The sequence below is a fragment of the Amycolatopsis sp. NPDC059657 genome (assembly GCF_042734395.1).
Classification (GTDB): Bacteria; Actinomycetota; Actinomycetes; order Mycobacteriales; family Pseudonocardiaceae; genus Amycolatopsis.
Window position 1 is genome coordinate 20,937 of record NZ_JBHWEB010000103.1, and the last position, 12,010, is coordinate 32,946.

Genomic DNA, 12,010 nt, shown 5'->3' on the forward strand with positions numbered 1-12,010 from the left:
TGAGTGGTATGGCCGGTCAGAACCGGCCGTACCACTCACGACCCCCTGCGGACGACCAGTCGTTGCAAGACGATGAAGGCGAAGAGCAGCGCGCCGGTGATGATCGAGGTCCACCACGAGTTGAGCGTGCCGTCGAAGGTGATCAGGGTCTGGATGATGCCCAGCACCATGATCCCGAGCACGGTGCCGAGCACGTAGCCGGAGCCGCCGGTGAGCAGCGTGCCGCCGATGACCACCGCGGCGATCGCGGTCAGCTCCAGCCCGACGCCGTTGAGCGGGTCGCCGGAAGACTTGTACAGCACCAGAAGCAGCCCGCCCAGCGCGGAGCAGAACCCGCTCAGCGTGTAGACCGCGATCCTCGTCCTGCCGACGTTCAGTCCCATCAGCAACGCGGACTTGGCGTTGCCGCCGATCGCGTACACCGTGCGCCCGAACCGCGTGCAGTAGAGGACATACGCCGCGACCGCCACCACGACCAGCGCGACCACGACCCCGATCGACACGTGCAGTTCGCCGCCGAGCGGGATCTGGGTCTGCGCGAGCGCGGCGATCGTCGGGTCGTCGATCGAGTAGGCCTGGGTGCTGATCGTGTAGCAGAGCCCCCTGGCGAAGAACATCCCGATCAGCGTGGCGATGAACGGCTGGATCTCGAAGACATGGATCAGCACGCCCATCCCCGACCCGAGCATCGCACCGACCGCCAGCACCGCCGGTACCACCGCGTACACCGGCCAGCCCTGGTTCTGCAGCAGGTCACCGGTGATCACAGTGGACAGTGCGACCACCGAGCCGACCGACAGGTCGATCCCGCCGGTGAGGATCACGAACGTCATCCCGACGGCGACCACCAGCAGGAAGGCGTTGTTGATGAACAGGTCGAGGATGACCTGCCCTGACCCGAAGGCCTCGTAGCTCACCGCGCCGAAGACGTAGGCCCCGATGAGCATGGCCATGGTCGCCAGAATCGGCAGATGGCGCTGCTGCGGCCGGTATCCCTTGAGCGTTGTCATACCCCTGCCTCCACCTTCTCCGGCAGTGCGACCGGAGTGACCGCGTGCGGCCGTCGCCTGGCGAGCTTCCGGCGGAACACGGGCGACTGCAGCAGGCAGACGGCCAGCACGACCAGAGCCTTGAACAGCATGATCGCCTGCGGTGCGATCCCGAGCGCGTAGACCGTGGTGGTCAGCGTCTGGATCAGCAGCGCGCCGATCACCGAACCGGCGAGGGAGAACCGGCCGCCGGTCAGCTGGGTGCCGCCGATCACGACCGCGAGGATCGCGTCGAGTTCGATGAACTGGCCTGCGTTGTTGCCGTCCGCGCTGTGCACGTTCGCGCTGATCATCAGCCCGGCGATGCCGGCGCACAGTCCACAGAAGACATACGTGAGCCAGATCAGCCTGGCCGAGCGCAGGCCCGCGAGGCGGCTGGCTTCGGGGTTGCCGCCCACGGACTCGACCAGCAGGCCCAGCGCCGACCGGCGCACCAGCACGGACGCGATGGCGAACACAGCCAGCGCGATGAGGATCGCGCTCGGCAGCGTCAGCACGAAGCCGCTGCCGATCCATTCGTACGGCCCGGAGTTGATGGTGATGATCTGCCCGCCGGTGATCAGCTGCGCGATCCCCCTGCCCGCCACCATCAGGATCAGGGTCGCGATGATCGGCTGGATCCCGAGTGCCGCGACCAGCCAGCCGTTCCACGCGCCGAGCGCCAGGCTCAGCCCGAGTGCCATCCCGACCGCGGCGAGCGCGCCACCGACGCTGTTCTGGTCACCGAGCCCGCTGATGTGCAGGCACGCGAGCGCACCGCTGATCGCCACCACCGCGCCGACCGAGAGGTCGATCCCGCGCGTGGCCACGACCAGCGTCATGCCGATCGCGATCAGGATCAGCGGCGCCCCGTTCTTCAGGATGTCGATCAGGTTGCCGTAGAGGTGCCCGTCACGCAGCTCGACCGAGAAGAACGACGGCCGCGCGATCAGGTCACCGAGCAGCAACGCCAGCAAGGCGACCACGGGCCAGAACAAACGATGCTTGGTCATCACGCGACTCCCTCGGCCATGGTCGACATGATCTGCTCCGCGGTCAGCGAGTCGTTGGCCAGCTGCGCGACGACCTGGCGGTCGCGCAGCACCACCACACGGTGGCTCAACCGCAGCACCTCCTCCAGTTCGGCCGAGATGAACACCACCGCCACCCCGTCCGAAGAGAGCTGGGTGACGAGCCGCTGGATCTCGGTCTTGGCGCCGATGTCGATGCCGCGAGTGGGCTCGTCGAGGATCAGCAACCGGGGTTCGGTGATGAGCCACCGCGCGAGCAGCACCTTCTGCTGGTTGCCGCCGCTCAGATCACCCACCCTCGCCTCGGGATCGGCCGGGCGGATGTCCAGCTTCTCGATGTAGCGGGCGGCGATCTCGTCCTGACGCCGCCGCGACAGCGGACGGGCCCAGCCACGGGAGGCCTGCAACGCGAGCACGATGTTTTCGCGCACGGTGAGTTCTTCGATGAGTCCTTCGGTCTTGCGATTCTCCGAGCAGAAGGCGATCCGGTGGTCGAGGCCCGCGCGGGGCGTCCGCAACGACACCGGCTCGCCGTCGATGCGGATCGAGCCGCTGTCGGCATGGTCGGCGCCGAACAGCAGGCGGGCCAGTTCGGTGCGCCCGGATCCGAGCAACCCCGCGAGCCCGACCACCTCGCCCTCGCGGATGGCGATCGAGAACGGCGCCACGCCACCTTTGCGGCCGACACCGTTCACGGCGAGGCACACCGGTGCGCCCGCCACCTCGGCACGGCTTTGCCCGGCGGCCTCGATGCTCGCGAGCGCGGCGAATTCCCTGCCGAGCATCCTGGTCACCAGCTCGACAGGGGTGATCTCGTCCGTGCGGAACTCACCGATGAGCTTTCCGTTGCGCAGCACGGTCATCCGGTCCGCGACGGCGAAGACCTGGTCGATGAAGTGGGAGACGAACAGGATCGCCATCCCCTCGGCACGCAGCGAGCGCACCACGGCCAGCAACCGCTCGACCTCGCCCGCGTCGAGGCTCGAGGTGGGTTCGTCGAGAACCAGCACCCGAGCCTCGACATCGAGCGCCCTGGCGATCGCGACCAGCTGCTGCACCGCGATGGAACAACTGGCCAGTTCCGCCGACACGTCGACTTCCACATCCAGCCGCGCGAGCAGCGTCTCCGCGCGGCGCCGCATCTCGCTCCACTGGATCCGGCCGCGCCGCCGTGGTTCCCTGCCGAGGCAGATGTTCTCCGCGACCGACAGGTTCGGGCAGAGGTTGACTTCCTGGTAGACCGTGCTCACCCCGGACTGCTGGGCTTCACCCGGCGTGCTGAACGCGACGGGGGAACCGCCCAGTTCGATGGTGCCCGCGTCCACCCCGTGGACTCCGGTCAGCACCTTGATGAGCGTCGACTTGCCTGCGCCGTTCTCGCCCATCAAGGCGTGCACCTCACCGGGGAACATCCGGAAGTCGACGTCGTCGAGCGCGACGACACCGGGGAATGACTTCCGGATATGGCTCATCCGCAGAAGTGCTTGAGGTTCTGACATCGCTGACCTGTTCTCAGGGGTGGACGCGGGAGCTAGTGGTTGGTTTCGGCGGTCCTTCGGGTGGATCGGCGGATCCAGGTTTCCGCTGGGCGTGCTGCGGGGAGGCCCTCGTACCGGGTTGTACTCGGGCCTTGCCGCGGTGCGTCCAGCGGGAAGCTGGGCCGTCGAGACCCCGGAGGACCGCCGAAACCGACCACTTAGTACTGACGCTGCGGCAATGCGGCTTTCGCCGACGCCTGGTCGAATTCGGTCTCCGCGGTCTCGATGCGCGGCGGCACCTGCTCGCCCGCGACGACCTTCTTGACCAGATCCATCAGCTGCGGGCCGAGCAGCGGGTTGCATTCGACGACGTGGTTGATCTTGCCGTCGGCCAGCGCCTGCAGCGCGTCACGCACGCCGTCGACCGAGACGATCTTGATGTCCTTGCCGGGCACCTTGCCCGCCGCTTGGATGGCCTCGATCGCGCCGAGCGCCATGTCGTCGTTGTGCGCGTAGAGCACGTCGATCTTGGGCTGTGACTTCAGGAAGGCCTCCATGACCTCCTTGCCCTTGGCGCGGGTGAACTCGCCCGTCTGCGAGGCGACGACCTTGAGCTTCGGGTTCGCGGCGATGACGTCGCCGAAACCCTTCTTGCGGTCGTTCGCGGGCGCCGACCCGGTGGTGCCCTGCAGCTCGACGATGTTCACGTCAGCGGTCGCCGACGCGTACTCCTTGGTCAGCCATTCGCCCGCCTTCTTGCCCTCGGCCACGAAGTCCGAGCCGAGGAAGGTCTTGTAGAGCGACTTGTCCGCCGAGTCCACGGCGCGGTCGGTGAGGATGACCGGGATGTTCGCCGCCTTCGCCTCCTTCAGCACGGTGTCCCAGCCGGACTCGACCACCGGCGAGAAGGCGATCACCTTCACCTTCTGCTGGATGTACGACCGGATCGCGGTGATCTGGTTCTCCTGCTTCTGCTGCGCGTCGGAGAACTTCAGCTCGATCCCGGCGGTCTTCGCGGACTCCTGGATGGACTTCGTGTTCGCCGTCCGCCAGCCGCTCTCCGCGCCCACCTGGGCGAACCCGAGGGTGATCGCTCCGGTGCCACTCGCACCCTTGCCGCCGCCACCACATGCGGTGAGCAGCAGCAATCCCGCGACTCCGGCCGCCGCCGTCCATGACCTTCTCGACACATCGACTCCTTGATCTACGCTGATCAAACTCAGTTAGCGCTAACATTCAGGGGGAAGCCCGCCTCCGGCGGACTGGTGGATTTCACGAGATACCAGAGCTTTCGCGCACTATCAGCTCAGGAATGACCAGATCCCTCGCTCGCCGTTCGCCCCCGCTCATCCGATCGCTCAGCATCGCGTAGGTACGACGCCCCACCTCGACGAAGTCCTGACGGACCGTCGTGAGCGGCGGGGTGTAGAACGCCGCCTCCGGCACGTCGTCGAAACCGACGATGCGGATCTCGCCCGGCACACTGATACCGGCCTCGGTGCAGGCACGGAGAAAGCCGAGCGCCATCTGGTCGTTGGCCATGAACACCGCGTCCATCCCAGGCTTGCCGACGAGGGATCGCCCCGCCGCGTAGCCCGAGCGCGCGCTCCAGTCGCCGCGGATGACCGGCGGGATCTTCGCGCCGTGGATCTTCAAGGTCTCCCGCCAGCCACGCTCGCGTTCGAGCGCCTCCAGCCAGTCCTCCGGCCCAGCGACATGCCAGACGGTCTTGTGCCCGAGCCCGAGCAGGTGCTCGGTGGCCCGGCGGGCGCCGTCGTACTGGTCGACCGAGATGACCGGCACCGGCGCCTCGTCCCCGCCGCCGACCGCGACGAGCGGAACGTCGCTCGGCACGGCCTCGAGCGCCCGCGCCGCGGTGACATGCGGAGCGATCACGATGATGCCCTCGACGGCTTGGCGCCTCAGCCGTTCGACGGCGTCCGTGATCGACGACCGGCCCGGCCTGGTGATGCTCGTTATCGTCGTGGCGTAGCCCGCTTCACGGGCCGCGCTCTCGATACCGCTCAACGTGCTCGCCGGCCCGTAGAGGTTGGCTTCCAGCGCTATCACGCCCAGCGTCCCCGACCGGCCCGTCACCAAGGCGCGGGCGACCGAGTTCAGCCGGTAGTCCAGCTGCTCGATGGCGGCCTTCACGCGTGCTCTGGTCTCGGCCCGCACCGGCCCGGTCTCGTTGATCACCCGCGACACGGTCATATGGGATACCCCGGCCAAAGCCGCGACATCGGCCAGGCTGGCCTGCTTCCCCGCCGGGAGTGCACCCGCCTTGCCGTCGCCCTCGCGTGCCATCGTCTGCCTGCCATCCACGTCGCCGGGAACCCCAGGGGGTTCACTCGCCGGTGTGACGAGTGACGCAAATGTTAGCGGTAACAGCGCGGCCGTCAAGTAATCCGGCCGTCACAGTAGCGTCACGGCCCCGACAGATTGCGACTCGGTCAAGGCGCCATACGAATGACACACGATCAGACACTCAGAGTGATTCAAACGCCCCGTTCATCCCGTCCAGGCCGCGCCCAGGCAAGGCGAAGATCAATCCACTCGACTCGACGCGCGGACGGTGAGCGTGACGGGGAGGATCTGCTGGCGCGGCTTGAGCGACTGGCTGTCGAACAACTGCAGCAGCGTCTCCACCATGGCGTGCACCTGCTCGCGCGGGTCCTGATGCACCGAAGTCAGCGGCGGTTCCATCGCGGGCGCGAGTGCGGCGTTGTCGTCGAAGCTGGCCACCGCGACGTCGTCCGGGATCCGGCGTCCGGCCGCCTGCAGGGTGCGGAGCGCGCCGACCGCCATCATGTCGCTGGCGACGAAGACCGCGTCCAGGTCCGGGCGCCGGGCGAGCAACGCGGACATCGCCCGAGCGCCGCCCGACAGGGTGAAGTCGGCTTCCTCCGACATGTCAGCGGGGTCGAGGCCCGCGTCGAGCAGGGTCTTCCGCCAGCCGGAGAGGCGGTCGATGGAGGCGCTCTGGTCCTGGGGGCCCGCGATGGTGGCGATTCGCTGCCGCCCGGCCGCGAGCAGGTGCTCGACCGCGAGCCTGGCACCGCCCTCGTTGTCGAAGTCGACGACGTGGACGCCGCGTTTGATGCCTGCCGCCTGGCCGCCGAAGACGACCGGGATCCGCAGTAGCCGCAATGCCTTCGGGAGCGGATCCGCCCGGTGCGGGGCGAAGACCAGCGCGCCGTCGACGTGGCCGCCCTCGAGGAAGCGGACAGTGCGGCTGAGGTCTTCGCGGGTGTCGCTGAAGATCAGGACCATCTGGCGGTCGATGTCGGCGAGTTCGCGGTAGCCCGCGCGCATCACCGCGGTGCGATACGGGTCGTCGAGGAGGCGGGCCTCCGGCTCCGACAGCACCACCGCGACCGCGCCGGTCCGCCGGGTGACCAGCGAACGGGCCGCCTGGTTCGGCGAATATCCCAGGTCACGGGCCGCGGCGAGGACCTTCTCCCGCGCCGCGCCGCTCACGTAGGCGTCGTCGTTCAGCGCGCGTGACGCAGTCGACCTCGACACGCCGGCGAACGCCGCGACGTCCTCCAGCGTCGGCCGCTCACCGTGTTCTGCTTGCAACTCCACCCCACCGCCTCTGCTCCAGCGCGACCACCCGGATACGCACAGCTTAATGCCCAGTCAGGGGCGGCTTCCGGGAGCGCTCCTCGAAGAAACAGTCCGGTTACGTTCCCTTGACATCGACCAGGAGACGCTACCAAACTTGCCGCCACTGGGAGCGCTCCCAGCTCGTTGCGCACCATCGGAGCGCTCGTCCCCGTCAACAAGGTGGTTGAGCACGTGAAAATGATCCGGAACGGCCTGGTACTGACACTGGGCATGACGATGACCGCGCTGGCGGCGACCGCCTGCGACAGCGGCGGCGACGCCAATCCGCCCGCGGCGGCGAACCCGAACGAGCCGGTCGAGCTGACGCTGTCGACCTTCACCGAATTCGGTTACGAGCCGCTCATCGAGGAGTACCAGAAGCTGCATCCGAACATCAAGATCAGCCACCGCAAGACCGGGCAGGGCGGGCCGTATCACCAGGACCTGATCACGAAGCTGGCGGCGGGCTCCGGGCTCGCCGACGTCACCGCGGTCGAGGAGGGGCACCTGTCCGACGTGCTCGACAAGGGCTCGAAGTTCAACGACATGACCAAGATCGGCCCGGCCACCGTCACGCCCGATCGCTGGCTCGGCTGGAAGTACGACGCCGCCAAGACCAAGGACGGCAAGGTCATCGGCTACGGGACCGACATCGGCCCGCTCGCCATGTGCTACCGCAAGGACCTGCTCGCCGCCGCGGGCCTGCCGTCCGACCCCGAAGCCGTCAAGCCGCTGTTCGCCACCTGGGACAGCTACTTCCAGGCCGGTGAGCAGTACGTCGCCAAGACCGGCGGCAAGGCCTGGTTCGACTCGGCGTCCCAGAACTTCAACGCCATGGTCAACCAGCTCCCGAACGGCTACATCGGCACCGACGACAAGCTCGCGCTCGAAGGCAACCAGGGCATCAAGGACGCCTGGGCCAAGGTCACCGACGCCGTCGCCAAGGGCGAGTCGGCCAAGCTCACGGCCTTCAGCAACGAGTGGAACTCCGGCTTCAAGCAGGGCGCGTTCGCGACGAAGGCCTGTCCCGCCTGGATGCTCGGCGTGATCAAGGAGCACGCCGGTCCCGAGAACGCGGGCAAGTGGGCGGTCACCGCGGCCTTCCCCGGCGGTGGCGGCAACTGGGGCGGCTCGTACCTGACCGTGCCGACGCAGTCGAAGCACCCGAAGGAGGCCGCCGAACTCGCGGCCTGGCTGACCGCGCCGGAGCAGCAGATCAAGGCGTTCCAGTCGAAGGGCAACTTCCCCAGCCAGGTCAAGGCGCTGACCGACCCGGCGCTGCTGAGCCAGACCGAGCCCTACTTCGGCGACGCCAAGGTCGGCGAGCTCTTCGCCGAGCAGGCCAAGAAGGTCAGCAAGCCGCAGTACAAGGGGCCGGGCGACGGCCAGATCCAGGAGAACGCGTCCAGCCCGGCACTGCAGGCGATCGAGCAGGGCAAGTCACCTGCCGACGGCTGGCAGCAGCTGGTCGACGCCGCGAAGAAGATCACCCGCTGAGCCGATGACCGTCATCGACAAGATCGCGCCAGAAGGGAGCAAGGCCGGGCGGCACTCGACCGCCCGGCCCACCCTTCGTCAGCGACTGAGCCGGTGGGACGTCAAGGTCTCGCCCTACCTCTATATCGCGCCGTTCTTCATCGTCTTCGGCATCGTCGGCCTGTTCCCGCTGCTCTACACGGCCTACGTCTCGCTGTTCCACTGGAAGGCCGGGGATGACAACCCCGACTTCATCGGTATCGACAACTACAAGGAACTGTTCGCCGACGGCCAGTTCTGGAACGCGCTGCAGAACACGTTCAGCATCTTCCTGCTTTCCAGCGTCCCGCAGCTCATCATCGCCGTCGGGCTCGCCGCGCTCCTTTCGGCGCGCCTGCGCGGCGCGACCGGCTGGCGGGTGGGGATCCTGCTCCCCTACGCCGCCAGCCTGGTGGCGATCGGGATCATCTTCGCGAACCTCTTCGGCCCCAAGTACGGCCTGATCAACGGGCTGTTGCAGACCATCGGGCTGGACCCGATCGACTGGCAGGCCAGCAGGCTCGGCAGCCACACCGCGATCGCGATCATGGTCAACTGGCGCTGGACCGGCTACAACGCGCTGATCGTGCTCGCCGCCATGCAGGCCATCCCGAAGGAATTGCACGAGGCCGCGCTCATCGACGGCGCGGGCACCTGGCGGCGGTTCAGGAGCGTCACGCTGCCGCTGCTGAAGCCGACGCTGATCTTCGTCACCATCACCTCGACGATCGGCGGGCTGCAGATCTTCACCGAGCCCAAGCTGTTCGACGCCATGCCGGGCTCGAACAACGGCGGCTCCACGAACCAGTTCCAGACCGTGACGCTCTATCTCTACCAATCCGCGTTCGAGAACTACAACCTCGGCTACGCCTCGGCCATCGCCTGGGTCCTGTTCGTGCTCATCATCCTGATCGCGCTGGCGAACTTCTTCCTCACCGGACGCCTCACCCGTACCTCGGGAGCGAAGAAATGACGACACTCCAGAGTGGACTCCGCAAGCGCGTGGCGACGCTGGGCAAACCACGCAAGGCCACCTACATCGTGCTGGCCATCTTCGTGCTCGGCTCGTTCTTCCCGTTCTACTGGTCGTTCCTGGTCGCCAGCCGCGACAACGGGATGCTCACCGAACGCGTCCCGCCGTTCCTGCCCGGCGGCAACTTCTTCGCCAACGCCGCCCGCGTGTTCGACACCGTGCCGTTCTGGAAAGCGCTCGCCAACAGCTTCATCGTGTCCGGCACGGTCACTCTCACGACCGTGCTGTTCTCCTCGCTGGCCGGGTTCGCGTTCGCCAAACTCCGGTTCCGCGGGCGCAACGGATTGTTCGTGTTCATCGTGGTGACGCTGGCGGTGCCGACGCAGCTCGGGATCATCCCGCTGTTCATCGCCATGTCGAAACTCGGCTGGGCCGGCGGATTGCAGGCGGTGATCGTGCCCAACCTGGTCACCGCGTTCGGCGTGTTCTGGATGCGTCAGTACACAGTGGATGCTCTGCCGTACGAACTGATCGAAGCCGCGCGCGTGGACGGCTGCAGCATGATCCGGATCTTCTGGAACGTCTGCCTGCCCGCCGTGCGCCCCGCCGCCGCGATCCTCGCCATGTTCACGTTCATGACCTCCTGGAACGACTTCCTCTGGCCACTGGTCGTACTCGACGCCGGAAACCCGACCGTCCAACTGGCACTGGAAAAGCTGCAGAGCGGCTACTACGTCGACTACTCGCTGGTGCTCGCGGGCACAACCCTCGCGACCATCCCGATCCTCATCGTCTTCGTCCTGCTCGGCCGCCAGATCGTGGCCGGGATCATGCAAGGTGCCGTGAAAGGGTGACCATGTCCGTGCAACCCGACAAACTACGGGCGGAAACAGCGTTGATGTTCCCGCCCGGCTTCGTCTGGGGCGCCGCCACCGCGGCGTTCCAGGTCGAAGGTGCCACCACGGCCGACGGGCGCACCGACTCGGTGTGGGACGTCTTCGCCCGCAAGCCGGGCGCGGTCGTCGGCGGCGACACCGGCGACCCGGCGGCCGACCACTACCGCCGCTACGGCGAGGACGTCGACCTGATGCGCCGTCTCGGCCTCGGCGCGTACCGGTTTTCACTGGCGTGGCCCCGGATCCGGCCGGACGCCGGGCTGCCCAACCCAGCCGGGCTGGCCTTCTACGACCGCCTCGTCGACCGCCTGCTCGACGCCGGGATCGCACCGTGGGCGACGCTGTACCACTGGGATCTGCCGCAGGCGCTGGAAGAAAAGGGCGGCTGGGCGGCGCGGGACACGGCGTTCCGGTTCGCCGAGTACGCCGAGACCGTCCTCGAACGGCTCGGCGACCGCGTCGCGAGCTGGTCCACCCTGAACGAGCCGTGGTGTGCGGCGATGCTCGGCTACGCCGGCGGTATCCACGCGCCCGGCCGCCGGGACCCCGCGGCGGCCGTCGCGGCCGCGCACCACCTGTTGCTCGGGCACGGCCTGGCGATGGACGTCATCCGGCGGCACGCGGGCGACACCCCCGCCGGGATCACGCTCAACCTCTATCCCGTCGCGCCCCACGATCCCGCGTCGGCCGCCGACGTGGACGCGGCCCGCCGGGTCGACGGCCAGCAGAACCGGTTGTTCCTCGACCCCGTGCTGCGTGGTGGCTACCCCGAGGATCTCGTCGCGGACCTGGCGCCGTTCGGGTTGACCGACGTCGTCCGCGAAGGCGACACCACGACGATCGCGGCGCCCATCGACTGGCTCGGCGTCAACTACTACCGCGACTACACCGTCGCCGGAACACCCGTCCTCGGCAGCAAGCCCGCCAGCCCGGAATGGGTCGGCGCGGCCGACGTCCACTTCGTCCCGAACGAGGCCGCGCCGCTGACCGCGTCCGGCTGGGAAGTGCAGCCTGCCGGGCTCACCGCCTCGCTGCTGCAAGTACACCGCGACTACCGGCCGGTCCCGCTCTACATCACCGAAAACGGCGCCGCCTACCCCGACGATGTCACCGAGAACGGGGACATCGTCGACACGGATCGGATCGCGTTCCTCGACTCTCATCTGCAGGCCGCGCACGAGGCCATCGAGGCCGGAGTCGATCTCCGTGGCTACTTCTACTGGTCGCTGCTCGACAACTTCGAGTGGGCCGAGGGGTACGCCAAGCGCTTCGGCCTGATCCACGTCGACTACGCCACCCAGCGCCGGACACCGAAACGAAGCGCCTTCTGGTACTCACGGGTCGCGGGACTCAATGGCCTGAGCTGAGGCTGTCTCGGCCGTGGGGGGGGGGGCGTGGCCCCCCACCCCAAACACCCCCCCCCCCCGGGCGGGTGGAACGAGGAGTACCCCAAAAGAGCCAGGAGGAGAAAAAAAAAAAA

At 67.8% G+C, this 12,010-nt stretch carries 10 protein-coding genes; 4 read left to right on the forward strand and 6 right to left on the reverse strand.

Annotation, left to right across the window (positions count from 1 at the left end):
* Positions 1–35: 35 nt before the first annotated feature.
* The 6 genes from yjfF to ACFV15_RS37075 form a co-directional block, all read right to left on the reverse strand.
* Positions 36–1,010: a galactofuranose ABC transporter, permease protein YjfF gene (gene yjfF / locus ACFV15_RS37050; protein WP_378356662.1), complete on the reverse strand. Its 975-nt coding sequence runs from the start codon at positions 1,008–1,010 to the stop codon at positions 36–38.
* On the reverse strand, positions 1,007–2,041 hold the full coding sequence (locus ACFV15_RS37055; protein ID WP_378356664.1) for an ABC transporter permease: 1,035 nt from the start codon (positions 2,039–2,041) through the stop codon (positions 1,007–1,009). Before ACFV15_RS37055 ends, yjfF begins: the two co-directional genes overlap by 4 nt.
* Positions 2,041–3,531, reverse strand: coding sequence for a sugar ABC transporter ATP-binding protein (locus ACFV15_RS37060; protein ID WP_378356666.1), 1,491 nt, complete (start codon positions 3,529–3,531; stop codon positions 2,041–2,043). The genes ACFV15_RS37055 and ACFV15_RS37060 overlap by 1 nt, the downstream gene beginning before the upstream one ends.
* Positions 3,532–3,755: 224 nt before the next feature.
* Positions 3,756–4,727, reverse strand: coding sequence for an ABC transporter substrate-binding protein (locus ACFV15_RS37065; protein WP_378356668.1), 972 nt, complete (start codon positions 4,725–4,727; stop codon positions 3,756–3,758).
* 82 nt (positions 4,728–4,809) lie between these two features.
* Positions 4,810–5,844, reverse strand: a complete 1,035-nt coding sequence (locus tag ACFV15_RS37070) for a LacI family DNA-binding transcriptional regulator (protein WP_378356678.1) — start codon at positions 5,842–5,844, stop codon at positions 4,810–4,812.
* 240 nt (positions 5,845–6,084) lie between these two features.
* On the reverse strand, positions 6,085–7,119 hold the full coding sequence (locus ACFV15_RS37075) for a LacI family DNA-binding transcriptional regulator (RefSeq protein ID WP_378356680.1): 1,035 nt from the start codon (positions 7,117–7,119) through the stop codon (positions 6,085–6,087).
* A 219-nt stretch (positions 7,120–7,338) separates the two neighbouring features.
* On the opposite strand from ACFV15_RS37075, the gene ACFV15_RS37080 reads away from it, so the two are divergent.
* From ACFV15_RS37080 to ACFV15_RS37095, 4 genes are read left to right on the forward strand one after another with little or no spacing between them, the layout of a single operon-like run.
* A complete protein-coding gene (locus ACFV15_RS37080; protein WP_378356670.1) occupies positions 7,339–8,643 on the forward strand; it encodes an ABC transporter substrate-binding protein in 1,305 nt (434 codons plus the stop codon).
* Positions 8,644–8,647: 4 nt separating this feature from the next.
* Complete coding sequence (locus tag ACFV15_RS37085; RefSeq protein ID WP_378356672.1) at positions 8,648–9,634, forward strand: carbohydrate ABC transporter permease; 987 nt, start codon at positions 8,648–8,650, stop codon at positions 9,632–9,634.
* Entirely contained in the window at positions 9,631–10,488 is an 858-nt protein-coding gene (locus ACFV15_RS37090; protein WP_378356674.1) for a carbohydrate ABC transporter permease, read from the forward strand. Before ACFV15_RS37085 ends, ACFV15_RS37090 begins: the two co-directional genes overlap by 4 nt.
* A 2-nt stretch (positions 10,489–10,490) precedes the next feature.
* Positions 10,491–11,897: a GH1 family beta-glucosidase gene (locus ACFV15_RS37095; RefSeq protein ID WP_378356676.1), complete on the forward strand. Its 1,407-nt coding sequence runs from the start codon at positions 10,491–10,493 to the stop codon at positions 11,895–11,897.
* The last annotated feature ends 113 nt before the right edge of the window (positions 11,898–12,010 follow it).